General features: G+C 61.9%; 28 protein-coding genes. 15 read left to right on the top strand and 13 right to left on the bottom strand.

The window, feature by feature from the left end:
* Nucleotides 1–36: 36 nt before the first annotated feature.
* A complete protein-coding gene (locus ACOQOQ_RS03450) occupies nt 37–1,071 on the bottom strand; it encodes an NAD(P)/FAD-dependent oxidoreductase (protein WP_420568746.1) in 1,035 nt (344 codons plus the stop codon).
* 64 nt (nt 1,072–1,135) lie between these two features.
* Here ACOQOQ_RS03450 and mnmD point away from each other — a divergent pair, with 64 nt between their 5' ends.
* Together mnmD and ACOQOQ_RS03440 are read left to right on the top strand one after the other, a co-directional pair.
* Nucleotides 1,136–1,804, top strand: coding sequence for a tRNA (5-methylaminomethyl-2-thiouridine)(34)-methyltransferase MnmD (gene mnmD, locus ACOQOQ_RS03445; RefSeq protein ID WP_420568745.1), 669 nt, complete (start codon nt 1,136–1,138; stop codon nt 1,802–1,804).
* 27 nt (nt 1,805–1,831) lie between these two features.
* Nucleotides 1,832–2,668, top strand: coding sequence for a DMT family transporter (locus tag ACOQOQ_RS03440; protein WP_420569726.1), 837 nt, complete (start codon nt 1,832–1,834; stop codon nt 2,666–2,668).
* Here ACOQOQ_RS03440 and ACOQOQ_RS03435 read toward each other — a convergent pair.
* On the bottom strand, nt 2,665–3,468 hold the full coding sequence (locus ACOQOQ_RS03435; RefSeq protein ID WP_420568744.1) for an FAS1-like dehydratase domain-containing protein: 804 nt from the start codon (nt 3,466–3,468) through the stop codon (nt 2,665–2,667). The genes ACOQOQ_RS03440 and ACOQOQ_RS03435 overlap by 4 nt on opposite strands.
* 42 nt (nt 3,469–3,510) lie before the next feature.
* Between ACOQOQ_RS03435 and ACOQOQ_RS03430 the strand changes: the two genes are divergently transcribed.
* A complete protein-coding gene (locus ACOQOQ_RS03430) occupies nt 3,511–3,909 on the top strand; it encodes a VOC family protein (protein WP_420568743.1) in 399 nt (132 codons plus the stop codon).
* On the opposite strand, the gene ACOQOQ_RS03425 is transcribed toward ACOQOQ_RS03430, so the two are convergent.
* From ACOQOQ_RS03425 to ACOQOQ_RS03415, 3 genes are all read right to left on the bottom strand, one after another.
* Nucleotides 3,906–4,448, bottom strand: a complete 543-nt coding sequence (locus ACOQOQ_RS03425) for an NADPH-dependent FMN reductase (RefSeq protein ID WP_420568742.1) — start codon at nt 4,446–4,448, stop codon at nt 3,906–3,908. The two genes, ACOQOQ_RS03430 and ACOQOQ_RS03425, sit on opposite strands and share 4 nt — an antisense overlap.
* A 78-nt stretch (nt 4,449–4,526) precedes the next feature.
* Nucleotides 4,527–5,183, bottom strand: a complete 657-nt coding sequence (locus tag ACOQOQ_RS03420; RefSeq protein WP_420568741.1) for an OmpA family protein — start codon at nt 5,181–5,183, stop codon at nt 4,527–4,529.
* A gap of 134 nt (nt 5,184–5,317) precedes the next feature.
* Nucleotides 5,318–6,151 carry a bifunctional helix-turn-helix domain-containing protein/methylated-DNA--[protein]-cysteine S-methyltransferase gene (locus ACOQOQ_RS03415; RefSeq protein WP_420568740.1) on the bottom strand — a complete coding sequence of 278 codons (834 nt, stop codon included), beginning with the start codon at nt 6,149–6,151 and terminating at the stop codon, nt 5,318–5,320.
* A 109-nt stretch (nt 6,152–6,260) separates the two neighbouring features.
* On the opposite strand from ACOQOQ_RS03415, the gene nth reads away from it, so the two are divergent.
* From nth to ACOQOQ_RS03390, 5 genes are all read left to right on the top strand, one after another.
* On the top strand, nt 6,261–6,905 hold the full coding sequence (gene nth / locus ACOQOQ_RS03410) for an endonuclease III (protein ID WP_420568739.1): 645 nt from the start codon (nt 6,261–6,263) through the stop codon (nt 6,903–6,905).
* Complete coding sequence (locus ACOQOQ_RS03405) at nt 6,902–7,885, top strand: adenosine kinase (RefSeq protein ID WP_420568738.1); 984 nt, start codon at nt 6,902–6,904, stop codon at nt 7,883–7,885. Before nth ends, ACOQOQ_RS03405 begins: the two co-directional genes overlap by 4 nt.
* Before the next feature lie 164 nt (nt 7,886–8,049).
* Nucleotides 8,050–10,014: a secretin N-terminal domain-containing protein gene (locus ACOQOQ_RS03400; RefSeq protein ID WP_420568737.1), complete on the top strand. Its 1,965-nt coding sequence runs from the start codon at nt 8,050–8,052 to the stop codon at nt 10,012–10,014.
* The gene (locus tag ACOQOQ_RS03395) at nt 10,001–11,449 is read left to right on the top strand and encodes a GspE/PulE family protein (RefSeq protein ID WP_420568736.1); all 1,449 of its coding nucleotides are present in this window, start codon (nt 10,001–10,003) and stop codon (nt 11,447–11,449) included. The genes ACOQOQ_RS03400 and ACOQOQ_RS03395 overlap by 14 nt, the downstream gene beginning before the upstream one ends.
* Nucleotides 11,446–12,654 carry a type II secretion system F family protein gene (locus tag ACOQOQ_RS03390; protein ID WP_420568735.1) on the top strand — a complete coding sequence of 403 codons (1,209 nt, stop codon included), beginning with the start codon at nt 11,446–11,448 and terminating at the stop codon, nt 12,652–12,654. The genes ACOQOQ_RS03395 and ACOQOQ_RS03390 overlap by 4 nt, the downstream gene beginning before the upstream one ends.
* A 3-nt stretch (nt 12,655–12,657) precedes the next feature.
* Here ACOQOQ_RS03390 and ACOQOQ_RS03385 read toward each other — a convergent pair whose 3' ends face one another.
* Nucleotides 12,658–13,167, bottom strand: coding sequence for a type II secretion system protein N (locus ACOQOQ_RS03385; RefSeq protein ID WP_420568734.1), 510 nt, complete (start codon nt 13,165–13,167; stop codon nt 12,658–12,660).
* A gap of 113 nt (nt 13,168–13,280) precedes the next feature.
* Between ACOQOQ_RS03385 and ACOQOQ_RS03380 the strand changes: the two genes are divergently transcribed.
* Nucleotides 13,281–13,793, top strand: a complete 513-nt coding sequence (locus ACOQOQ_RS03380) for a hypothetical protein (RefSeq protein ID WP_420568733.1) — start codon at nt 13,281–13,283, stop codon at nt 13,791–13,793.
* Between the two features lies 1 nt (nt 13,794).
* Here the strand turns inward: ACOQOQ_RS03380 and gspM are convergent, their stop codons facing one another.
* The 7 genes from gspM to gspG form a co-directional block, all read right to left on the bottom strand.
* On the bottom strand, nt 13,795–14,283 hold the full coding sequence (gspM, locus tag ACOQOQ_RS03375; RefSeq protein WP_420568732.1) for a type II secretion system protein GspM: 489 nt from the start codon (nt 14,281–14,283) through the stop codon (nt 13,795–13,797).
* Nucleotides 14,280–15,437: a type II secretion system protein GspL gene (gspL, locus tag ACOQOQ_RS03370; RefSeq protein ID WP_420568731.1), complete on the bottom strand. Its 1,158-nt coding sequence runs from the start codon at nt 15,435–15,437 to the stop codon at nt 14,280–14,282. Before gspL ends, gspM begins: the two co-directional genes overlap by 4 nt.
* Before the next feature lie 61 nt (nt 15,438–15,498).
* A complete protein-coding gene (gene gspK, locus ACOQOQ_RS03365) occupies nt 15,499–16,413 on the bottom strand; it encodes a type II secretion system minor pseudopilin GspK (protein WP_420568730.1) in 915 nt (304 codons plus the stop codon).
* Nucleotides 16,410–17,063 (bottom strand): type II secretion system protein GspJ, encoded by a 654-nt coding sequence (locus ACOQOQ_RS03360; protein WP_420568729.1) that lies wholly within the window; start codon nt 17,061–17,063, stop codon nt 16,410–16,412. Before ACOQOQ_RS03360 ends, gspK begins: the two co-directional genes overlap by 4 nt.
* Nucleotides 17,060–17,434 (bottom strand): prepilin-type N-terminal cleavage/methylation domain-containing protein, encoded by a 375-nt coding sequence (locus ACOQOQ_RS03355; protein ID WP_420568728.1) that lies wholly within the window; start codon nt 17,432–17,434, stop codon nt 17,060–17,062. The genes ACOQOQ_RS03360 and ACOQOQ_RS03355 overlap by 4 nt, the downstream gene beginning before the upstream one ends.
* Nucleotides 17,422–17,877 carry a type II secretion system protein gene (locus ACOQOQ_RS03350; RefSeq protein WP_420568727.1) on the bottom strand — a complete coding sequence of 152 codons (456 nt, stop codon included), beginning with the start codon at nt 17,875–17,877 and terminating at the stop codon, nt 17,422–17,424. The genes ACOQOQ_RS03355 and ACOQOQ_RS03350 overlap by 13 nt, the downstream gene beginning before the upstream one ends.
* Nucleotides 17,862–18,308, bottom strand: a complete 447-nt coding sequence (gene gspG, locus ACOQOQ_RS03345) for a type II secretion system major pseudopilin GspG (protein ID WP_420568726.1) — start codon at nt 18,306–18,308, stop codon at nt 17,862–17,864. Before gspG ends, ACOQOQ_RS03350 begins: the two co-directional genes overlap by 16 nt.
* Nucleotides 18,309–18,454: 146 nt before the next feature.
* On the opposite strand from gspG, the gene ACOQOQ_RS03340 reads away from it, so the two are divergent.
* From ACOQOQ_RS03340 to ACOQOQ_RS03315, 6 genes are all read left to right on the top strand, one after another.
* Entirely contained in the window at nt 18,455–19,228 is a 774-nt protein-coding gene (locus tag ACOQOQ_RS03340) for a prepilin peptidase (RefSeq protein WP_420568725.1), read from the top strand.
* An 85-nt stretch (nt 19,229–19,313) separates the two neighbouring features.
* Nucleotides 19,314–20,879 carry a tetratricopeptide repeat protein gene (locus ACOQOQ_RS03335; RefSeq protein WP_420568724.1) on the top strand — a complete coding sequence of 522 codons (1,566 nt, stop codon included), beginning with the start codon at nt 19,314–19,316 and terminating at the stop codon, nt 20,877–20,879.
* 1 nt (nt 20,880) lies between these two features.
* The gene (locus ACOQOQ_RS03330) at nt 20,881–22,062 is read left to right on the top strand and encodes an SEL1-like repeat protein (RefSeq protein ID WP_420568723.1); all 1,182 of its coding nucleotides are present in this window, start codon (nt 20,881–20,883) and stop codon (nt 22,060–22,062) included.
* A gap of 144 nt (nt 22,063–22,206) precedes the next feature.
* Nucleotides 22,207–22,620 (top strand): hypothetical protein, encoded by a 414-nt coding sequence (locus ACOQOQ_RS03325; protein ID WP_420568722.1) that lies wholly within the window; start codon nt 22,207–22,209, stop codon nt 22,618–22,620.
* A gap of 107 nt (nt 22,621–22,727) precedes the next feature.
* On the top strand, nt 22,728–23,864 hold the full coding sequence (locus ACOQOQ_RS03320; protein WP_420568721.1) for a hypothetical protein: 1,137 nt from the start codon (nt 22,728–22,730) through the stop codon (nt 23,862–23,864).
* Nucleotides 23,865–23,945: 81 nt separating this feature from the next.
* Complete coding sequence (locus ACOQOQ_RS03315) at nt 23,946–24,581, top strand: sulfotransferase family 2 domain-containing protein (RefSeq protein WP_420568720.1); 636 nt, start codon at nt 23,946–23,948, stop codon at nt 24,579–24,581.
* Nucleotides 24,582–24,598: the final 17 nt, after the last annotated feature.

Raw genomic sequence — 24,598 nt, 5'->3', positions numbered from 1 at the left:
GACGCTTGTTCGACCGGCCCAAGGCGGGCGACGTGGTCAGAAACTTGCCTCGGGCTTAAAACCTTCGGGAATGGCGTCATGGTCGTTCAATATCAGATCGGCCATGACTTCCCCAACTTTCGGCGCCATGCCGAAGCCGATCTTGAAGCCGCCGTTCGCAATGAAATGCGCAGGGTTCAGAGGGTGCCGACCAAGAACCGGAGCACGCGATCGCGCGCGGGGGCGGACGCCTGCCCAGCGCTCTAGCACCGCGGCGTCCTCAAGCGCGGGCACGGCAGCGCGCGCGCGGATCAGGACGTCGTCCAGCTGAGCGTCCGTTGTGTTCGGGGCGTCATAGTCACGCTCGCTGGTCGAGCCGATGGCGACGGTGCCATCGGCATGGGGCACGATATGGACAGCGTCTGCGTAAAGCTGGGGAAGGTCGCGGCGGTCCAGTTGTAGCAGCGCAGCCTGGCCTTTCACCCCGTTGCCAAACGCGCGCGGCCGGGTCGCCGATATCCGCTCGAGGTCGGCAACACCGCAGGCCCAAAGGACGTGACCCTGGGCAGAACCGTCGGACAGAATCGCCGCGCCCTTCGCCTGCAACGCCGCGACCAGCGCCGCGCAGGCCATTCGGGGATGCATTCGGGCGCTGAGCGTATCGCGGATCAACCATCCCGTGGAGCTGAACGGCGCCCAATCGGCGCCTTCATCGGCAGGCATCACTTGCCAGTCGGCCTGGCCCTGCCACAGCTCCGCAGAGCTGGTTATGCGGGCGCGGGCAAGCTCAAGTGCGCGCGGGTCCGCGATGGGTTGCAGCCGTCCCAGCCGGGCATATCCGCTGCTTTTCCCGCCTGTTTCACTCACATCGGCCCAGTACTTTTCTGCCATGATCAGGCTTTCGAACTGGAATTGCTTCTTTTCGTTCCAGTTCTCGGGAACGTGCGGGGCCAGGGCGCCGACCAGGCCTCCGCTGCTGCCGGCACCGGGGCCATGCGGGTCGATCACCTGAACTTTTGCGCCGCGCTGCACGCAGGCCCATGCGACGGACAGTCCAAAGATCCCGGCCCCGTAAACGGTCACATCTACCATTGCCATTTCCCTCGGCTCTCTGCATTCTCGGCGCGTTTTCACCGGCTTTCTAAGGGATCAGCGGATGCAAGACCAGCGCGCCGAACTTGAGTGGCGGGAGGGCGGTATTCCCGTCTCGACCCGTTTTGACGATCCTTATTTCAGTCTCGAGAATGGTCTGGCCGAAACCAACTATGTTTTCCTGAACGGAAACACCCTGCCGGACAGGTTTTGCGATGGGTTTCATATTGCCGAGCTTGGGTTCGGCACGGGGCTGAACCTGCTGGCGGCAGTGAAGGCGTGGCGTGACAGTGGCCAGACCGGTACGCTGAATTTCACCACGTTCGAGGCATATCCCATGACCGGCCCCGAGATGATCCGCGCGCAAGAGGCGTTTCACGAACTGGGGGCGCTGCCGCAGGAATTTGCGCCGCATTGGCCTGCTAAACGACTCTCGCTGCCAGGGTTGGAGTTTCGGATGATCGTGGGCGATGCGCGGCAGACTTTGCCCGCGTGGGATGGCGTGGCGGATGCGTGGTTTCTGGACGGGTTTTCACCCGCCAAGAACCCCGAGCTGTGGGATCCCGCGCTGATGCAGGCGGTCCATGACCACACGGCCCCCGGCGGGACCGCAGCGACTTATACTGCCGCCGGCTTTGTACGCCGCGGGCTGGCCGATGCGGGTTTCGAGGTCGAGCGCCGCACTGGGTATGGCCGCAAGCGCCACATGACCGTCGCCCAGAGGAGCAGCTGAGTGGAACGCAACACGCGCCTGGGCATCATGCTGATGATCGCGACGACCTTTGTCTTCGCGATGCAGGATGGCATCTCGCGCCATTTGGCGGGCGAGTATAACACGCTGATGGTGGTAATGATCCGCTATTGGTTCTTTGCGGCTTTCGTGGTCGCCGTGGGTGCGCGCAGGGCTGGCGGCGTCAGGCAGGCCGCTGCGACCTCGCAACCCTTGTTGCAGACCTTCAGGGGCGTTCTTCTGGTGGCCGAGATTTGCGTGGCTGTTTGGGGGTTTACCGTTCTGGGCCTAGTCGAAAGTCACGCCGTTTTCGCCTGCTACCCGCTGATGATTGCCGCGCTTTCGGGGCCCGTTCTGGGCGAGAAAGTCGGGTGGCGTCGCTGGCTGGCGATCGGGGTTGGTTTCGTTGGCATCCTGATCATTCTGCAGCCCGGAGTGGGGGTGTTTGACCCCAAGGCGGTGATTCCGTTGCTGTCAGCGTTGATGTTCGCGGTTTATGGGCTGACGACCCGCTTTGCGGCGCGCAAGGACAGCGCGGCCACCAGTTTTTTCTGGACCGGGACCACGGGGATGGTGGCAATGACCGCCGTCGGTATCTGGTATTGGGAGCCGATGACTGGCGACGATTGGATTTGGATGGTGATTCTGTGCATCTCGGGCGCGTTGGGGCATTTCCTGCTGATCCGCTGCTATGAAGTGGCCGAGGCCAGCTCGGTCCAGCCTTTCGCCTTCTTGCAGCTGGTGTTCGCCTCGGCGCTGGGTGTCGCCGCCTTTGGCGAAGCGATCCACACCAACGTGGTGATTGGCGCATTGCTGATCGTGGCCGCCGGTCTGTTTACCTTCTGGCGCGAGCGGAGCGCCAGCTAGTGCGCCTCGGCGCTCATATGCATCTGACCGTCCGGGCCGCGCACCCACATCTGCGACCCCTTCATGCACAAAGTGGCCGAATGCGGAAGTGTCAGCGGCGCGGTCGCTCGGAAGCTGAACCGCCGCAGCTCCCCTAATTGCCGCTGGGCGAACAGCATCAGAAGCTGCGCCAATAACGGCCCATGGGTGACCAGATCGTCATAGCCCTCGACTGATCGCGCATAGGGCACGTCATAGTGAATGCGGTGCCCGTTGAACGTCAGCGCCGAGTATCGGAACAGCAGCGTTGGATTGAAATCGAAGGTCTGGCTGGCAGTTTCCCCGCGCGGCGCCTGGGGCAGCGCAGGCTTGGGCGCGGCCGGGTTGGGATCTTGGCGATAGACCAGATCCTGCCATTCAGTGACGCGAGTCAGCCCGGCCTGGATAATCTCGTGCCGAAGCGTCACAAAGCCCAGTGGGCCAGTGCGACCTTCTTTGCGGGTGACACTTTCAAGTGTGGTCAGCTTTTCAGCCGGGGTGCCGGCGTGCAGGGGGCCGTGAAATTCCAGCCGTCCGCCCGCCCACATGCGCCGCGGAAGACCCAGGTCGGGGATCAGGTCCAGCCCGGTCCGGGGATGCCCGTCGCGGCCAAGGTTTTCGGGTGGCTGCGGCGCCCAGAAATAGATCTGGTGGAAAAAGGGCGGCAGCGTGTCGCCTTGGCCTATCGTGACCGGCAGGTCCAATGTAGCCTCAAGCGCCCGGGCGCGGGCCGGGTCCATCACATCGCTTTGGCGGGTTTGGGTCAGGACGTCTTCTTGCATGGGCAAAGCGTAGAAACCAAGGGGCCAAGGGGCAATCGAGAAATGACACCCAAGCTGAAAACATTGGATCACCTGGTACTGACGGTTGCGGACATGGATGCCTCGATCCGGTTCTATCAATCAGTTCTTGGAATGCAGGCGCACGCGTTTCAGGCCGCAGATGGCGGCACCCGCTGGGCGCTGAGTTTCGGCCAACAAAAGATCAACCTGCATCAGCAGGGCGCCGAGTTCGAACCCAAGGCTCATCGCGCAACGCCCGGATCGGCTGATCTGTGTTTTCTTAGCGATACGCCGCTTGAGGTTTGGCTGGCCCATTTCGCGGACCATGAAATCGAGGTTCTGGAAGGCCCAGTGCGCCGGTCAGGCGCGACGGGGCCGATCCTCAGCCTGTATCTGCGCGATCCCGACCAGAACCTGATCGAGGTCTCGAACGAGGCTTAACTGCGGATGATCTCGGTCTTCAATGCTTGCATCAGCGCGGCGACATTGGCCACGTAGCGCTCGTTTTCAAGCTTGCCGCTTTCGAATTCCTTGGACGCGCTGGCGATCATCACGAATGGACCGTTGATCAGGCGCGGTTGCAGCGGGATCAGGCAGGCGCGGGTCATGTATTGCGCCGTCTCTCCGCCCGAGCGGCCGTTCGCAGCCGACATGAGGGCCACGGGTTTGTCCTTCAGCACCGACCCCTCGACGCGGCTGATCCAGTCCAGAGCGTTTTTCAGCACCCCGGTGATGCCCTTGTTGTATTCAGGGGACGAGATGATGATCCCATCGGCGTTCAGGATCTGCTGGGCCAGGGTTTGCACTTGGGGCGGGATGCCTTGTTCAGCCTGCAAGTCACCATCGAAAAGCGGCAGGCGCAAATTGGCATCGGTGACTTCGGCGGGGCCGAACTGGGCGACGGCCTCGGCCAGAAGTTTTCGGTTGAACGAGGTTTTGCGCAAAGACCCGCATAGGGTCAGCAATTTGGGGTCAGACATGGGAGCCTTTCATAAGAAAAGAAAACGCCCCGGTCCGGTGGGACGCGGGGCGTTTCGTGGACTTGGCCATATAATGGGTCAGTTTGCCAGGATGACAATCTCGACCCGGCGGTTTTGGGCACGACCTTCGGCGCTGAGGTTCGAGGCAACGGGATCGTCCTCGCCGCGGCCGATGGTCTGAACGCGGCCCGCGGACACGCCATTGCCGATCAGGATATCCGCAACGGCAGCTGCACGGCCCCGGCTGAGATCCTGATTATACGCGGCCGAGCCGGTGTTGTCGGTGTGGCCGATCACCTGCACCGTGGTGTCCGGGTAACGGTTCAGGCTTTCGGCGACGGATTGCAGGTCGTCGCGCAGCACCGATTGCACATAGGTGCTGTCGGTGGCGAACAGGATGTCCTGGGGCAGGGTCACGACCAGACGGTCGCCCTCGTTGATGATGCGCACGCGGCCGTCCAGGCTGTCGCGCAGTTCGGCCTCTTGCTTGTCCAGACTGGAACCGATGGCGCCGCCCGCAGCCGCACCGGCCACACCGCCCAGCAGCATGCCCTTTTTCTTGTCCTTGGCGATCAGCGCGCCCGAAAAAGCGCCCAGGATACCGCCCAGAACGGCGCCTTCCTTGGCATTCTTGTTGGGGTCGGTGCCGCTGAGATGTGCGGGGGTGGTGCATGCGGTGGTCAGCAGCAGGGCTGTACCGGACAGGATCATCACGGCTTTGTTGGCTCGGATCATTTTTTGCCTCGTATTATTAGGGTCCGATGATACGGATTGGCCGCAGTATACGCGGCCCCAAGCCGACCCCCAAGACACGTTTGTGTAACTCTGGGCGGGAAATCGCGCATGAGTTTCCCCTTATGAAAACCCGATCAAGGGGCCTCGGCCCGGGCGGTTTCAAAGGCCAGCATGGCGCGTTTGATTGGCAGACCCCAGTGATATCCGCCCAATCCGCCCGACTTGCGCAAGGCTCGGTGGCAGGGGATCAGCCAGCTGACCGGATTGCGGCCCACGGCAGTGCCGACAGCGCGGACGGCCTTGGGGTTGCCGATGGCATGTGCAATCTCGGAATAGGTCGTGACCTGCCCCGAGGGGATTTGCAGCAGCGCCTCCCATACCTTGATCTGGAAGGGCGCACCGATCATGTGCAGCTGGGTCTCGCCTTTTTGCGCAAAGGCCGCATCGACCCATGGCTTCAGGCGCATCGGGTCCTCGACGAAGTTCGCCTTGGGCCAGCGGCTGACCATGTCCTGCATCGCGGCCTCGGTTCCCGTTTCGGCGGCGAAGGCCAGCCCGCACAGGCCCTTGTCCGTGCCCATAACCAGCGCCAGATCGAACGGGCTGTCGTACCAGCCCCAATACACCGTGACCCCGTCGCCCGCGCGGGCATAGTCGCCGGGGCTCATGGCCTCCCACCGGATGAACAGGTCATGCAATCGGCCATTGCCAGACAAGCCCACGGAATGGCTGACCTGAAGCGTGGTCATATTCTGCTGCAACAGCGTCTTTGCGTGGTCCAGCGTCAGGTATTGCTGATAACGCTTGGGCGACACGCCGACCCATTGCGAAAACAGGCGCTGAAAATGCGAGGGGCTCATATCCATCCGCGCGGCCAGATCGGCCAGGGACAAGCCCGGTTCAGCGTCGATCAGATCGAGCGCCCGACGCATGACCTGATAGTGATAGCCTGCTTCCATATCCGACATGTGTTGCCCTTTCCTTTGGCGCGACGATACCGCCGCACAGCGGGCATATCGACCCGAAACTTGCGGGAAAGGGTTGAGCGGCGCGCAAGGCCGGGGCATAGGTGGGCGCATGGCAAAGCAGCTTGATTATCACACGATCCGCGAGATCTTTACCCGCTTTCAAAACAGCGAACCCGAACCCAAGGGCGAGCTGGACCACGTGAACGCCTATACGCTGGTGGTGGCCGTGGCCCTTTCGGCCCAGGCGACGGATAAGGGCGTGAACAAGGCCACGGCCGAATTGTTCAAGATCGCCGACACGCCGCAGAAAATGCTGGATCTGGGCGAAGAGCAGCTGATCGAGCATATCAAGACCATTGGCCTTTATCGCAACAAGGCCAAGAACGTGATGAAAATGGCCCGCATTCTGGTCGATGAGTATGGCGGCGAGGTTCCAAATTCCCGCGCGGCGCTGGAATCGCTGCCCGGTGTCGGGCGCAAGACGGCCAATGTGGTGCTGAACATGTGGTGGCACTATCCTGCGCAGGCCGTGGATACGCATATTTTCCGGTTCGGCAACCGCTCGGGCGTGTGTCCGGGCAAGGACGTGGTTGCAGTGGAGCGTGCGATCGAGGATCACATCCCCGTCGATTTTCAGCAGCATGCACACCACTGGATGATCCTGCACGGACGTTATACCTGTGTCGCCCGCAAACCCAAATGTAACGCCTGCCTGATCCGTGATCTGTGCATGTTCGAGGATAAGACCCCATGAAGAATTACCAAGTTGTCGGCATCGGAAACGCCGTCGTTGATGTGCTCAGCCAGGCCGATGACAGCTTTCTGGACCTGATGGGCATTCAGAAAGGCATCATGCAATTGGTCGAACGTGAACGCGGCGAGATGCTGTATGGAGCGATGACGAACCGGGTGCAGGCCCCGGGCGGATCGGTCGCAAATACGCTGGCCGGGTTGGGAAATCTGGGCCTGAAAACCGGGTTTATTGGGCGGGTGCATGATGATGCGCTGGGCCGGTTCTATGCTGACTCGATGGCTGCTGGAGGAACCGATTTCGTCAATGATCCTGTGGCCGGGGGCGAGCTGCCGACCTCGCGCTCGATGATCTTCGTATCGCCGGATGGCGAGCGCTCGATGAACACCTATCTGGGGATTTCGTCCGAGCTGGGCTCCGAAGACGTGTCCGATGATGTGGCCGGTCAGGCCGAGGTGCTGTTTCTGGAAGGCTACCTTTACGACAAACCCAAGGGCAAAGAGGCGTTCGAGCGTGCGGCAAAGCTGTGCCGCGACGCTGGCGGTAAGGCCGGGATCGCCTTGTCCGATCCGTTTTGCGTGGAACGTCACCGTGATGATTTCCGGCGTCTGGTCAAAGACTTGGACTATGTGATCGGCAACCAGCACGAATGGGAATCGCTGTATCAGACCGACCTGAGCAGCGCGCTGGAGCAAGCCGCACAGGATGCAGGCACCATTGTGTGCACGCGCTCCGGTCATGATGTGGTACTGGTGCGCGGCGAAGAAGAAGCTGTCGTGCCGGTCACGGAAATCACTCCCGTTGATGCCACTGGTGCGGGCGATCAGTTCGCCGCCGGGTTCCTGTATGGCTATGCTACCGGTGCTTCGCTGGATGTGGCTGGCCGCATGGGCTGTATCGCTGCGGCCGAGGTCATCAGCCACATGGGCGCCCGCCCCGAGGCCGATTTGCAGGCTCTGTTCCGTTCCGAAGGGTTGATCTGACTTGCGACAAGTGTCGCCATGAAACCACGAAAGGCCGGGCAAAACCGGCCTTTGCGTGGAAAACTCTGCCATTTTTCGTGTAATCTTGTATTGTAGCAAAAAACAGGCAGGGCGGGGATCGCAGGTAACAGGCGGCCCGACAGCCCACAGGTAGAGAGCAGGTTATGACTTACCCTTCCGTTCTTCGGTCCGTGCTGGCCGTCGGAGGGCTGATCCTGACGGTTGGGATCGGTCCTGTTTTGGTGTCTGTGCCCACGGTGGCGCGGGCACAGGTGACGCTGGATTTACGCGACGCGGACATCAGGGCTTTTGTCGAGATTGTTTCCGAGGCAACGGGCCGCCGGTTTGTGCTGGACCCGGACATTCGTGGGCAGGTGACGGTTCTGGTCCCCGATCAGCTGACCAACGCCGAGCTGTACGAGGTGTTCCTGACCGTGCTGGAGCTGAACCGCCTGACCCTGATCGAGGGCCCGGGCGCGGATCGGATCGTGCAGATGAACACGGCGCGCGAGCTGGCCTCGGGGCCCAGTGTGCGCGGCAGTGATGGCACCTATGAGACCCGCGTGATTCAGCTGAAACACGCGCCTGTCAGTGAAATCGTCGAAGTGTTGCGCCCGCTGCTGCCGGCCGAGGCCGTGCTGTCGGTGGTGCCGGGAACCTCGATGATGATCCTGTCCGATCGTGGCCAGAACTTCCGCCGGATCGAGGCGCTGGTGCGGCGGCTGGACCAGCCGCGCGAAGACCCGATCCAGATGATCCGTCTGCGCAACGCGAATGCTTCTGAAGTGGCGCAGGTGATCACCGCGATGGACATCCTGCCGCCGGGGGCCGCGCTGACGGTGGACCGGCGCTCGAATGCGCTGGTGGTGTCGGGGCCCGATGCCCTGCGTGAAAAGATCCGCGTGCTGGCCGGCAGGCTGGACACGCAACAGAACAACGTCACAAGTACGGCCATCAGCCTGAAATTCGCAGATGCGGCCGGCATGTCTGACGTGGTTCTGCGCGCAATCGATAACCAAAGCGGCAACCAGGCCCAGGGCGAGGTTCGGATCGTGCCCGAGCCTCAGACCAACACATTGCTGATCACCGCGCCCCAGGACCGGATGCAGGACATACTGAAAATGGTGCGGTACCTTGATCAACGCCCACGTCAGGTGCTGGTCGAGGCTGTTATTTTCGAAATGTCCGTTTCTGGTTTTTCGGATCTGTCCGCGCAATTTGCCGGGATCCTGAACAACGCGGTCATTGGTGGTGCTCAGTTCTCGCTGCAAGGGCGGCCAAATCTGACCAACCTGGTGTCCTCGGTGCTGAACGGGCAGACGCTGGATGTCGGCTCGGGCGGGATTCTGGCTGGGGTGCCGGATGACGGGGAACGCGGCGTTGCCGGGCTGATTACGGCTATTGCTTCTACCCAAAGCACGCGGTTGTTGTCGACGCCTTCGATTATGACGCTGAACAACAAAGAGGCCGAGATCGTGGTGGCGCAAAACGTGCCCTTCGTGACCGGGTCTTATTCGACCGTCAGCGATAGCGCCGTTGAGAACCCGTTCCAGACCATTGAACGTCAGGACGTTGGCCTGACCCTGAACGTGACCCCGCAGATCAACGCTGACCGCACCGTGCGGATGGAAATCAAGCAAGAGGTGTCGAACCTGACCAGTTCGCAGGCGTCCTCAGGGGGCGAGATTACCTCGAAACGGGCGCTGTCGACGACGGTGCTAGTGCATGATGGAAACGTAATCCTGCTGGGCGGTCTGTTGGAAAACGGCGCGGGGTCCACCCGTCAGCGCGTTCCGGGTCTTTCCAAGCTGCCGCTGGTGGGAGGACTGTTCCGCGCCAAGAACGCCGACAAGAACCAGCGCGTCCTGCTGGTGCTGCTGCGTCCGCAGGTGGTGAACTCTGAGGCCGAGGCGCGCAAGCTGACCCGCCAGATCGCCCGAGAGGCAAAACAGGCCGCCGCCGCAATCCAACCATTGGACGACCAGACGTTTCCGCGTACATCTGGGGGCGGGCTGCCCTTTGACGGGGCGGATTTGAACCAACCATTTGACGCTGGATTCATTGATGACGTCGCACAAAGCCGAAACTTCCCCCCTCTTCCAACCCGGCTCCGGTTTGGCGGGCAGTAAGCTTCCGTTTGTCTTTGCGCGCGATCAGCAGGTGGTGATCGCGGGCGGGCAGGTGTTGTTGGGGCCACAGGCCACGCAGACCGGTATGCGCGAGGCGCAGCGGCGGCTGGGCGCTGATCTGACGGACGTTCTGACACTGGACGAGGCCGGTTTTGCCGAGGCCCTGTCGCGCGCCTATGACGCCGCCGAGGAACCCGCCGAAGACGGTGTGGTGTTCGAACTGGAAGAGGCTCAGTCCAGCGCCCGCCAGCGCGATTTGATGGAGGATTCGGGGGATGCTCCGGTCATTCAGCTGGTGAACCGGCTGTTGCGCAAGGCCGTGCAGAACGGTGCTTCGGATCTGCATTTCGAACCGCATGAACAGGGTTTGCGCGTACGGATGCGCGTGGATGGCTATCTTCAGGAAATTATGAACCGCGCGGATGTGCCGGTTCGGCGGATCGTCTCGCGGCTGAAGGTTATGTCCGGATTGGACATCGCCGAGACTCGGCTACCGCAGGATGGCCGTATCCCGTTGGCCATGGGGGGGCGGATGATTGACACGCGCGTATCCTCTTTGCCGGGTCACTATGGTGAGCGGATCGTACTGCGAATTCTGGATCGTTCGACCGGGCTGATGCCGTTGCCCGCGTTGGGGCTTTCCTCGGCTCAACAGAGGGTGTTGCAGCGGCTGGCTTCGATGCCAAACGGGATCATTCTGGCCACCGGGCCGACCGGTGCGGGCAAGACAACGACGCTTTATTCGCTGCTGCTGCTGGCCAACCGGGACGAGCGAAACATCGTCACCATCGAAGATCCGATCGAATACGACCTGCCTGGCGTCAGCCAGTCGCAGATCAACTCTGAGATCGGGATGACCTTTGCTGCGGGCCTGCGCGCCACACTGCGTCAGGACCCCGATGTCATCCTTGTGGGCGAGATCCGGGACCCTGAAACCGGACAGGTTGCCGCTCAATCGGCGCTGACCGGGCACTTGGTCTTTTCGTCACTGCACGCCAACAGTTCGGTTGGGGCGGTGGTTCGTCTGCGCGATTTGGGGCTGGATAACTTTCTGATTTCGGCCACGTTGCGCGGGGTGATTGCCCAGCGCCTGCTGCGCAAGCTTTGTTCTAACTGTAAACGTCCGCACACACCCAGCAATGAAGAGGCCGCTCGGTTCACACGGCATGGCCTGCCCGTCCCCGAGCGTCTGTTTGAACCGGGATCGTGCGAGGCTTGCGGAGGTTCGGGCCATGCCGGGCGGGTCGGTATATTCGAGATCCTTGAGGTGGATGACACCCTTCGCGGCGCGATTGATCGCGGCGCGACCGAGACCGAGCTGCGCGCCCAAGCTCTTGCAGCTGGCGAAACACTGGTCGGGCAGGGGCTAAGCATGACGGCCAGCGGTTCCGTCAGCCTGACCGAAACCCTGCGCGTTGTGGGGGATGTCGCATGAGGGCCTATGCTTACGTCGCCTATACCTCTGGTGGGAAGCGTAAAAGCGGGACGGTCGTAGCCGAGACCGAGGCGGATGCCTCGGCGCAACTGGCCCGGCAAGAGCTGTTCGTATCAAAGATTTCCGAGGCGCGAACCAAGACCGCTGGCCCGTGGTTTTCGCGCAAGGTGCGCCTGTCACAGGACCTGCAAGCTGTGTTTACCCGCCAGATGGCTGTGCTTCTGGCTGCAGAATTACCCGCCGAAGCGGCGCTCGAGGCGGTGCGCAACGGGGGGCATCCGGCTTTGGATGCCGTGGCCGCTCAGGCTCGGGCGGCGGTGCTGGATGGCGCGCCCTTGTCCGAAGGGTTAGAGCGCACTGGCGCCGGATTCGCCCCGTATTTTCTGGCCGCGCTGAAAGCAGGCGAAGCGGCGGGCGAAACTGCGCTGGTCTTTAACGAGCTTGCCGACCATCTGGAAAAGCTGGGCGCGGACAAGGCTCAGATTTCGACCGCATTGGTTTATCCGGCTTTCGTGGCCGCGGTTTCCTTGCTGGTGTGTGCGATCCTAATGGTCAACGTCGCCCCCGAGATTGTCGCGATGTTCGAAATGTCCGGCCGCCCCCTGCCAGCGCTTACGCGCAACGTGTTGGGAGTGTCGGACTGGATTCGCGCCAACTGGATTGCGATTGCTGTGGTTCTGGCCGGGTTGGTCGTGTTGGGGGCGCTGACCCCTCGGGTCGAGTGGCTGAGGGATTTACGGGACCGTATCGTCCTGCGCCTACCTCTGTTTGGGCGCCTGACGCGCCTGTCAGTATCCGTGCAATACATGCGAACGCTGGCGCTGATTCTGGGCAGTCGCCATGCGGTGCTAAGCGCCGTGGACAGCGCGGTAGACGTACTGACGATCAAGGCGTTTCGAGCCGAGGGCACGCAGGTTTCAACCGCGGTTCGCCAGGGCGAGGCTTTGTCCCGCGCGTTGGATCGGCTGAGCTTTCTGCCTCCAGTGGCCAGACAGCTTATCGCGGCGGGCGAGGCCTCGGTAAGGCTGGCGCCCATGACCGAGCGCGCAGCAGCGCTGGTCGAACATCGCCTGTCTACCGAGCGAAAACGTATCGCGGCCCTGCTGGAACCGATGCTGATGATGCTGGTCGGCGCGATGGTTCTGGTGATCGTTCTGGCGGTATTGTTGCCGATCTTCGATCTGCAGGCCGTGGTGGCGGGCTAAGCCTCAGGGTTTGTCAGGAAAGGTCAGCAGCTCGGGTTCGTCGTTGTCGCGGGACACCCAGACGCCCTCTTCGTCAATGCGCGTTATGGTGACATATGGCACCAGCTCGTCCCCTTGGCGCAGCAGACGGCTTCCGGTGGGGTGATCGACGGTAGCCCACACGCCCGTTTCCGTGCGAACAATGCCCTTCAGTGTATACCCCAGCGATGACAGCGGCGGTTTGGGCGCCGACGGTGGGGCGCTGGCCTGTGGCGGTTGCGCTGCCTGCTGTGGCATGGGGGGCTGAGGTTCGCCAAAGAGGGCGGGCCAGAACCGGACCGGTGCAGGAACCGGCGCATTGTCGGTGGTGGCGTCGTTGGCCGGGCGCGGACGCTGCGACGCGGACTGGGTCGTATTAATCAAGATCGAGCTGGCCTGCGCAGGCGCCAGTCCGGACATCACCCACAGAGCATGGCCTGCCAACCCGGCCAAGCCAAGAAATCCAAGGGTAAATAGTGCTGCCAGCAGCCGCATAGGGCCTCCTGCGAAAATGACTTTGGCATTCTTTCAGCCAGTGGCGATGATAGACGCCTTGGGCGGGTTGTGCTATGAACTTAACTATCAAATAAAAATGATACGAGCAGACAATGCAGGCAATCCCTTTTTCCAAACTCGCGTTGGCCAGTGTTGCTGCGCTGTTTCTGGTCGGCTGCGAAATGGACTCGGGCGGCAATGGCGGGTTTCAGCGTCAATACAACAGCGCCCGACTTGCCCTGGAAGAGGGTAAATACGACAAGGCCAGCCGTATTTATGCCCGTCTGATGGATCAGGCTGGCCCGCTGCGGCCGCGCATTCAGCTGGAATATGCCCACAGCGAGCTTCGGGCGGGGAACTGGGCCAATGCTGCGCAACTGGCGGCCAACTTGGCGCAAAGCCAGAAGGACCAGGATCGAGCGGCCGCGTTGTCCGTATTGGGCACGGCGCAGCACGAACAAGGGCTAGCTCATCTGCAAAACGGTGAGAATGATGCTGGAAAGCAGATGCTTCAGGCTGCTGATGCGACCCTGTCAGATGTTTTGAAATCCCACCCGCAAATGGATCCGTTGGGGTCGCTCGAGGGGCGCCGTGCGGCTATTCGTGCCCGCCTGAAGCGGCTGTAACCTAGCGCGGAGACAGGATCAGCGAGGCCGCTACCTTGGACGGCGTGTCAGTCCGTTCCGTCCGATAGCTGTCCAGCGCATAGCCCCAACCGGGGTGGCTGGAGGATAGCCAGGTGGCGAAACGGACGAAATCCACCTGATCGAACACCAGTTCGACCCCGCCGTTGCTTCTGGCACTAAGCGCGGTGACCTGATCGCGAAGTTTTGCGTCGATCAGGCTTTGTTCGATGCCGGCCAGACTCAGCGCTGGGCCATCGGGTTGGGTCGCAACCGGCGTCAACGAGCCTGCCTCGGCGGCGCGGTCCTGTACCCAAAGGTGAAGCGCCTGCGCCTGAACGTGTGCGCGCTCGGCAGCTTTGCGACCCTCGGCCATGGGCAGCAACAAGCCAAAGATAATGGCCAACGGCAGAACCACGCCGACGCAAAGCGCAATCAGCATCCGTTCGCGCGGGCTGAGAGGCAGCAAAAGGGCGATCAGTCGGTCGCTCATTGCGAGGCCTCCTGCGGTTGGATGCGATATTCGGCGCGTACACCCTCGGTGTCCGTCGAGGCGCGGGAATCCACCAGGTCGACCTGCATTCCTGCGGTGCGCAGGGCCTGACCCAGACCCTCGGTCGCGGCGAAATCGGGCAGACGCAGGATCAGGACAACCCCCTCGACTGCGGTATAGCTTAGCTGCTGCGGCACGGCCCCGAATTCATGGGTGACCTGCGCGACGCGGCGGCCCAGTTCGACCGGGTTCAGTTGGGTGTCCGGTGTGGCGGCGCCACGGCGATCAGCCAGCGCACGCGAGACCTGCAAACGAATATCCAGCAGCGGGCCAAGACCCGGAAAGGCGCGTTGCACGTCTTGTTGGGTTTGTTGGGTTATTTGGGCGGTCTGGCTTTGCAAGCTGCGGGTCTGAATTATCTGTACCGCGCCAAACAGCGTGGCCGCCACCAGTCCGGCCAGCAAGGGCCAGCGCCACGGCAGCACGCGATTGGCCAGCTGCACCCGCGCGGCCAGAGGATCGGCGCGCAGATCGCAGGACAGCTCATCATGGGCTAGAACGTTGGGCGCGGGCAGATCAAGCGCGCTCAGATCCTCGGGGGTGCGGGCCACGGGCAGGTTCTGCGCATCGGCCCACTCGGCGATCTGAGGCAGCTCTGACAGCAGGAACAAGGCCTTGGGGCGTGGTCCGTCGCCCAGCGCCTTGTCCAGCATTGCAACGGTTAGTGCGGGCCGCGCCGAGAATCCGTCGAACGCACCCAGACGCACCCGTATGGTTCCGTTCTGATCCTGATCCAGGCACCAAAGCTCAGGATCGCAGGGCAATGCCAGATAGTCAGGCAACACAGCGCGCCCGCCAAGCGATTTCCATTGCGCCAAATGACCCGGATCGGTGATCAGAATGCGGGTCCATGCGTCAGCGGTTCCCTTGGGCGCAAAGGGGCGCATCTGCACGTCCGAGGCAGGCAACCCCATACGGTCAGACAGTTGCCGACGGGCGACCTGTTCGCGCGCAGCGCCGCGCAGTCCTGCAGGCAGGTCAAGCGAGATCATCGGAACCTCGGTGCCCGGTACAAGAACGATCTGATCGGGCGCGGCGGGGGCGTCCTGATCGGCGCGAACAAAGCGGGGCGTTATGTCTGGCGATGCGGTCAAGCTTGGGCCTTTGTTGCGTTTCGGGGGTACTGTGACGCTTGGGCGCGATAAGTGCAATGCGCTAGGGGCGCTGGGTGACGCGCCATTGCGTGGTGGTAACGGCGGGCACACCCTTGCGCCGCAACACGCTGCGCCTTTGGGCGTGATGGCCGTTCAGTGTGGCGGTGATGCGGGCCTCGAACCACTGCGAACGGATGCTGAGGTTTTCGGGCTGCAGCGCCCCTGGGTCGGGCTCTTCGCCTTCGCCCACAGGCAGCCCTGCCATGCCCATGAAATCCTGAACCGAGGCAAAGGGGGATTGCCGACGCGCCACCAGCAACGTGTCCAGGGCAGCGGGGGACAAATCCGGCAGGAAGGCGCTTAGCACCAGCGGATCGGCTGTGTTGACGTTCAGGGTGCTGTCACCTGGCAGGGCCGTCAGCACCGATTTCAACCGCTCGCGGCCGCGATCTGACAGGCCCGGTGTGCGGTCCAGTTGCTGGACCATCAGCAAGGCGCCCCCGACCGGGTATTCTGGTGGGTCAAGTGCCAGGTAGGCCGCCTTGTTCTTGGGGCCGCGCGGGTCGACAAGGTTTCGCAGCAGCTGCTCGTCACGCTCGGATACGCCTAGCGCGCGCATCAACCGGCTTAGGGCCTGATGCGCGCTGGAAAAGGACGGATCGGTCAGCCAGTTAAGGTTGAACTGTCCTTGAAGGTCTTGAATCTGCCCCGATACCCGGCCCCGTTCCAGCGGAATGTCATAAAGGGCGTCCACCTGTTGGCGTGTTTGGGGCCGGCCGTCGGCGCTTCTGGTCAGGGTTTGGGTTGCGAAGGCCTCGAATGCATCAAGGTTCAGGTCAAGCTGCGCCGCCGTTCGCGCCTGGCTTAACCGTTCGCGCCCGGCGCCGGCGGTGGTCAACAGCAACGCCGCGACCGAGGCAAGGGCCGCGATCAGCACCAAAGCATTCAGCAGGACAAATCCTCGGGTACGCCTCATTGCAATGTCTCCAGCAGGCGAATGGGCCCCAGCCCGTCCAGATGCAGCGTGATCTCGATCGCAAGGGGCAGGGCGCTGGAATACAGCTCGGGGGCGGCGCCCGATCCGTCGGAATCGGCCGAGGTTTCGGGCAATGGGGGCGGCGCCAGTGCGCTGAGGCCTGGTTGCCATCCCGAGGGACCCCAATGGCTGCGAAGCTCCAGCTGTTGCACGCCTTCCAGCACCAGAACTTCAGGTGTAAGGGCGCTGTTGTCGGCGGGCGTCAGGCTGCCCCAACTGCGGCGCCACAGCGTGCCAGAGCTTTGATCCAGACGGTAGACGATGCGATGAAAACGCGGCTTGGGGGACAGGTCCAGCCGCTGTTGACCCGCAACAGACAGCGCGAAACCGCTGGCCGTCTGGCGGGCCGAGGATCGCGGCGCAGTTTGTCCGGGCGGGTAAAATAGCATCGGCACTGCGGCGGCCAGATCAGCGCGCAGCAAGCTGGTGCCGAATTCCAGCGCGGCGGCTTTTTCGGACCGGGTTAGCAGACCGTCCCGCTGGCGCAGCATTCCTGACATCGCTTGGGCCCCCATCACTGCGATCAGCGCGAAAATGGCCATGGCGGCGACCAGCTCGATCAGGGTCAGGCCACGGGGTGCGCGGGTCATTGCAGGCCTCCGGGCAGGCCGGGGGGCAGGTACGCCACCAAAGAGGCGCCGGGCCCCAGTTCTGATTTCGCGGTGACGGTGGTCATGACCAAACCGGCCTGCGTGGTCTTGCGGGTTTGCGACAGGGTGATCTGCATGCCGCCCTGAACGACCGTGTCGGGCAGCGCGGCGTAAGGGCCCAGCAGCTGCAGTTCTTGCGTGCGATTGCGGGCCGAGATGTCCGCCAGAAGGCGGGGCAGCTCGTTCCCGATGGCCAGGCGCGCCTGATCGGTGCTGCGCAATGCTGCCAGGCTGCCGATGGACAGAACGGCCACGGCGACGATCAGCTCCAGCAGGGTCAGGCCACGATCGCGGCGGGTCAGCCTTGGCATGTCAAAGGTCCCCAGCCATCGGTCTGGCAGCTGCTGCCGTCCTGAAACCGGATCGAATAGGCCGTGGTGCGACCGGTCGGCAAATAGATGACCTGCGGCACGTCAAAGCGTGTGTTGCGTGCGCTGCCGGGAACGTCCACGGCGACGCGGCCGGCCCAGCTGATGCGCGTTTCCGAGATGTCCCAGCCCTTGGTGCCATAGTCTGCTGTGAACATGCCGCGGGGATCAAAGCGCAGCCCCCGCACCTGCTGACCCGAGACAGCAAGGCCGCGCATTCGTTCGTGGGTTTTGGCAAACAGTGCCCGATCCGACTGGCCCGAACTGCCTGAACGCCCGACAGCCAGCGTAGCACCGACGGCCAGCACCGAGATGATCGCAACAACCACCAAGAGTTCGATCAGCGTGAAGCCTTTTGGCGTGGACTGGCTTATTGGGCGCTCCATGATCCGATATCCGCGTTTGCCCCGTCGCCTCCGGGGGCGGCATCGGCGCCATAGGTGAAGATGTCGAAATCTCCGTGAACGCCGGGCACAAGGTACTGGTATGGTTGTCCCCAGGGATCAACCGGCAGGCGGTCCATGTACTGGGTCCAATTCGCCGGAGCGGGATCCAAGGCGGGCTTGGTAACCAGTGCGGCCAGGCCCTGCTCGGTCGTGGGATAGCGGAAATTGTCCAGCCGATACAGCTGCACAGCGCTGGAAATCGCGGCAAGGTCGGACTGCGCCCGCGCAACCCGAGCCTGATCAGGGCGGTCAATCACGCGCGGCACGATCACCAGCGCCAAAACGGACAGAATGACGACCACCACCATCAATTCCAGTAGCGAGAATCCGGCTTCGCGGTCGTTGTTTGGGGGGCAATCGGTTTGGGTCATTGAAAAAATCCATGCTGTATGGCGGCATGATAATCACAGTTCTTGGGGGCGTCCACAGGGGGATGGCTTGGGTGATGTTTTTGGGGCGATGGACAAAGCGACCGTCGGAGTGAATAACGAAGGCGACCCTCTTAGGCAGGCTCGCGATGATATTGTCAGACCCCATGTTGTTGTTGCTGGTGCTGATCGGCCCCTTTGTAGGGTCGTTCCTTGGCGTGCTTGCAGACCGATTGCCGCGCGGGCAGGGGGTGGTGTGGGGGCGCTCGGCCTGCCGGCGGTGCAAGGCGCCGCTGCAGGTTGTCGATCTGATCCCCGTGCTGTCCTTCCTGTGGCTGCGCGGCGCGTGCCGACACTGCGGCGCTTCGATCGCGCCATGGATGCTCTATACCGAGATCGCCGCGGCCGGTGCTGCTGTTTTGGCCGCGATCGCTGCGCCTAGCACCGCGCTGGCATGGATCTGGGCGGTTTGGCTTTGGTTGCTGCTTGTCTTGGCGGTGTGCGATTTGACCCGGTTCCGTTTGCCCGACCCCCTGACTGCGGCGTTGTTCGCAACGGCGATGGTCCTTGCGGTAATGCCAGCGGGGATCGGGCTGCAGGCTGCTTTGATCGGGGCTTTGGCTGGCGCGGGCAGTTTTGCGGCTCTGCGTTGGGGATACCAAGCGCTGCGTGGCCGCGAGGGACTGGGCTTGGGCGATGTTAAGTTGATGGCGGGTCTGGGCGGCTGGGCAGGACCTTGGGATCTGCCCCTGCTGGTGTTGATCGCCGCAATCGGAGGGCTGGTTTTTGCCCTGATCGCCAGCCTTGGGCGCGGGGATAGTGGGGTCTTGCTGGGGCAACGCGCCCTGCCTTTCGGGGCCGCCCTGTGCGGAGCCGCGGCTGTTTTGTGGCTGTTGCGGGCCGGGGCGCTGACAATACTGTGACACCGTTGATCTTGCGGGGTGATCCTCCTAGGGTGAGCGCACATAAAGCATGATTTGACCTAAATTTTTTGGAAAAGACCCCACGATGCTGTCTACTCGTACCAAGTTTGGGATAGGTGCCGTTGCGCTGGCCCTTTTGACCTTGCAGCCGCTGACAGTTCAGGCGCAGCAAGACGGGGCACTGCCCGAAATGTCCGCGATCGAACAGGCCTGGAAGCGCGAGGATTTTGTCTTTGTCCGCGCGGGCTTGCAGCAGTTGGCCGAACAGACAGACAACCCCTTGGCGCACTATCGCTTTGGCCGGGTCCTGTTAGAGGGGCGCGGCGGGCCGGTGGATGTTCCCGGCGCGGTGGTGTGGCTGCAGCGTGCGGTAGATGCAAACCATCGGCAGGCGGCAACCCTGTTGGCGCGTGTCTACCTAAGCCAAATGCCCGGCGGACCCGAACGGAACGAACCCAAGGCCGCCGAGCTGTTCAACAAGTCCGCAACGCGTGGCGATGCGGAAGCTCAGTATTATCTGGGGCTTCTGTATCTCAATGGGGTTGGCGTCGAAAAACAGCCTCGGCAGGCATTCAACTGGATGCTAGCCGCCGCCGAGCAGCAGTATCTTGAGGCCCAGTATGAACTGGCCCGCATGTATTCCAAGGGAATCGGAACGGGTGAAAACCCGCAGGAAACCCTGCGTTGGCTGACCCGAGCGGCCGACGACGGCCATGCCGGGGCGCAATTCTTTCTGGCGCTTGCGATGGACAGCGGCAAGGGCGCCCCCAAAAACCGCGATGCGGCTTTGGGGTGGTATCGCCGCTCCGCCGAAGCTGGCCACATGCCAGCGCAACGTGTTCTGGGTCAGAAGTACCTGAGCGGCGACGGGGTCAAGGCTGATGTGTCCGAGGCTACGCGCTGGTTGAAAGCGGCCTCAAACGCAGGGGATCTGGTTTCAATCTACCTGATGGGGACGGTCTATCGTGGCGATTACGATCTGCCCGCAAACCCCGAGCAAGCGTGGGAACTGTTCTCGCTAGCATCGGAAAATAACTTCGCCATGGCCACCACGGCCCTTGCGGGCATGTTAGAGAACGGCCAGACCGGAGCCCCTGATCTGGAGCAGGCAGTGAAACTGTATCGCACGGCTGTTTCGCAGGGCGATCCGCAAGCCGAGTTAATTCTTGGCCGCCTGGCTGGTGAGGGCAAGCTGGAAGGTCGGGCGGCGCCTCATCGGGTGATCCCATGGGCTTTGGCGGCAGCCGACGCGGGTGATGAAAAAGCCTTGGACTGGCTGGTTGCGCAAGCAGACGGCGGTTTGCGGGCTGCGCAATCGGCCTATGGCCAGTGGTTGGTCGAACAAGGCGAATCCGAGGGGGCCGTCAAATATCTGCGGCAAGCGGCCGAAGCGGGCGACATCAATGCGCAATACCAATTGGCGATGATGCTGACGACCGGGGACGGCATCGGGCAAGATTACGTGTGGGCTCATGCCTGGATGAACATCGCTGCTGCGGGCGGACATCAAGAGGCCGCGCAGAAACGCTCGGTTCTGAATGATTTGATGACGCCAGAGCAGGTAGCCGAGGCCCAGGCTCAGGCCCGCGCTTTTTTCAAGGCCGCCCGGCAAGATGGCCCGGTTACGAACGCAACGGATCAGGGGCGTTAACATGATGGGCGCACGGATCACCTCCTTGGTCTTTGCGGCGTTGCTGATGTGCCAACCCGTCGCTCTTTTGGCGCAAGAGGCTGACGCCGATCTGGTGCAGGCCGCGCAAAGCGGCCAGGCCGAGGCGCAATATCAATTGGGAATGCAATATGGCCGGGGCGAAGGTGTTTTGCAGAACCACGCCCGCGCGGTTGAGTGGCTGACCCTTGCAGCCCGGCAGGGCCATGCCGCCGCGCAAAACCGTCTGGGGCAGCATTTGTTTGTGGGGATGGGGGTCGAACAGGCCCCTGAGGCCGCGCTGGAATGGTTCGCCAAGGCGGCCGCCTCGGGGAAGGCGGATTTCCAGGCGGATTACGGTGACGCATTGATCGGAATTGGCCGCGCGCAAGAGGCCGCTGCGATGTTCCAGCTGGCCGCTGATCAGGGGCACCTGAACGCGATGACCAGCCTGGGCGTTTTGTATCAAAGCGGCAATGGCGTGCCCAAGGATCCGCAGCGCGCGCGTGCCCTGTTCGAAGGTCCTGCCGCCGCCGGAGTGGCGCGGGCGCAAAACAACCTTGGATCACTTTATGTGCGCGGTGACGGGGTGGCTCAGGACTATGAACGCGCCGCGCAGCTGTTTCAAAGCGCAGCCGAGCAAGGCCTGAAGGAAGCCATGACAAATCTGGGTGTCATGTATGAAAATGGCTTTGGCGTGCCCCTTGACGAGGCGAAGGCGCACGAGCTGTACCGGATGGGTGGTCGCGGCGAAGAAGCAAGCGACAAGACGCTGACCTTCCCCCTGTACGAACCCCGTCTTCAGCCACTGGATGCTGCGCAGGAAATCTCGGACGGGCTGCAGTCCGCCGCCCGGTTGGGGGACCCGGTCGCACAGTTCCAATTGGCTTGGTTGCTGTTGCAGCGCGAAGAGCTTTCCCAGCAAGACCTGAACCTGATTGTTCAATTGATGCAAAGCTCGGCGCAGGCGGGGCTAAGGGGCGCGCAGGCTAATCTGGGATGGATGTATTTTCAGGGCATCGGGGTGCCGCAGGACTATGTTTTGGGGCATATGTGGCTGCTGCTGGCCAGTGCAAGCGGGGACCCGGACCTGAAGGCGCTAAACGCGCAGTTGTCGCGCGACTTGCTGGCGTCGCAGATCGAAGAGGCACAATCCCTGGCCGCATCCTATGTACAATCACAATGATAGTGGCCTTTTGTTTCTGATCGACAGGCAGAGGCGAAAATTTCCCTTCAAAATATTTGGAAATGCAGCGTTTTTGGGTTAATGTTCTCTTAAGATTTATAACTTTTCACGCAAATCGATTCATTTTTTCGGGAGGTTCCAACCATGAAGATCAAGTCCGGCTTGCTTGCTGTGGCCCTCTTTGCTGGTCTGAATACATCAGCGTTTGCCGCATCTCCTGAGCCGGTTCAGCAGAATAATTCGAATGCCGTTTGGTTCGAAAACTGGACGGGTTTGAAGATGGCGCAGATGGTAGTGACGATGCCAAACGGCAAGGTCGAAACCGTCATGGCGGACTCGGGTACCCCGGTGTTCCGGCTGACTGGCGACCCCATTTTGGACGGCGTTTACCGTTATGAAATCAGCGCGGCCACCGACGAGATGGAAGAGATCGTCAATCCCGTCGACAACGGTCGCGGCGAGGCCGCAAATGACCAACGAAACAAATCCTTTTACATGACGGGGCACTTTGTGGTGTCGCGCAATGTGATTATCACACCTGAAGATATCAAAGAATAACAGATCTGGCGTTAAGCCGGCCTAGAAACAGAGAGAGACGGACCCATGAAACAAACATTCTCGAAAACCTTTACCCTGCTGGGGACCAGCGCTAGCGCGTGTGCCTGATGGCAGCGACCGCCTCGGCGGACCAAGTCATTGCAGACGATCTGATCGTACAAGGCAGCGCCTGCGTTGGCCTTGACTGTGTGAACGGCGAAAACTTTGGCTTTGACACACTGCGGCTGAAAGAGAACAATCTGCGGCTTAATTTCGACGATACGTCGGCCTCGGCCAGCTTTCCCAGCAATGACTGGCGCCTGACCGCGAACGATTCCAGCAACGGCGGCGGCAACTATTTCTCGATCGATGATGCGACCGCTGGCCGTCAGGTGTTCCGCGCTGATGCGGGTGCCCCTGCGAACTCGCTGCGTGTTGACAGTCAGGGTGACGTGGGTCTGGGCACCGGAAGCCCGGTCTTGGAACTTCACATCGCGGACGGTGACTCGCCGGCGATCCGCCTGGAGCAGAACGGTTCGTCCGGTTTCACCGCGCAGACCTTTGACATCGCTGGCAACGAAACCAACTTCTTCGTGCGTGATGTCACTAATGGCAGCGCCCTGCCCTTCAAGATTCAGCCCGGTGCCGGCACCAATACGCTGTACCTGGCCAATGACGAGCAGGTCGGTATTGGCACCGCCACCCCGGATGCAGGTCTGCACGTCACCAATGGTTCGCTGCTTGTTGAAAACAGCGACACGGGCGCAGCACCGACCGAGATGCTGGAAGTGCGCGGCGGTAACCTGTTGATCGAGAACAGCACGCCCGCGAACTTCACTTTGGACCACACTGGTGACTCCGCTGCGGCCTTCCGCGTGCAGGTGAATAACTCGGCCCGCTTCTCGTTCGTTGGTAGCGGCGCGATCGAACTGGAGCTGACCGAAACCGGTGATCTGACCGCGTCGGGTTCGATGTATGCTAACAGCTTTGTTGCGTCGGGCACCACGCTGAACGTGCCGGACTATGTCTTTGCAGATGACTATGACCTGATGCCGCTGTCCGAAGTGGCCGCGTTCATCGACGCCAACAGCCACCTGCCCAAGATTCCCTCGGCCGCGGAAATCAACGCGGGCGGTCTGGATCTGACCTCGATGCAGCTGTCGCTGCTGGAAAAGGTCGAGGAACTGACCCTGTACACCCTGGCCCAGCAAGAGCAGATCGCTTCGCTGGAAAAGCGCCTGGAAGAAGTGACCTCGGTCCAGTAAGGCCGGACTACGGTTGAACATTTTAAGGATTCGGCGCCAAATCGGTGCCGAATCCATTTTTCTTTGAAGAACGCGCTGCGAATGTATTCCTCGAAACACGCCTTTCTTTACCTGCATGTCAGTAAGACGGGCGGCAATTCCATTCAGCAGGTTCTGTTACCCTTCTCTGACGACGAAAAGATTTTGCGCGGCCATCAGGACGGCGTGGACCGGTTCGGTCTAAAGGGCAGCCTGACCCCGTCGAAACACGCAAGCCTGGCCGAATACGAGGCGCTGCGCCCCGGGGTGTCGCGGGAATCGCGTGTGATCATCTCGGTTCGGGATCCGTTTCAACGTGCTTTGTCCGGGTATTTCTCGCCGCATCGCTGGATGCATGAAGACCCGAGTGGCGGCTACACTATGAAAACCCCACACTGGGATGAAACTGCATTTTTCGAGTTTCTGGACGCTGGCGGCGTGCAAGCTGCCACCGATTGGTTGCGCCTGGAGGATGGCCCTTATCAGCCCGATCATGTCATCCGGTTCGAAAGCCTGCAGGACGATCTTGCGCATGTTGTTTTGGCCTTGGGGCTGCCAGAGGCCTCGGCCCGCCTGCCGCATGTGAACAAAAGCGCCGCAAATGCGCAGCTGCGGGCCAAGCTGGGGGCGGACAACACGCTTCGGAACCTTGTGCTGGACCGCTACCGTGAAGATGCGGAACTGTTCGGCTATGGCTGACCAGATCAACAAGGACT

Source organism: Thalassovita sp. (genome assembly GCF_965218685.1).
GTDB lineage: Bacteria > Pseudomonadota > Alphaproteobacteria > Rhodobacterales > Rhodobacteraceae > Thalassobius.
Note: the sequence above shows the minus strand (reverse complement) of the source record. Positions and strands in the feature narration are given on the sequence as shown.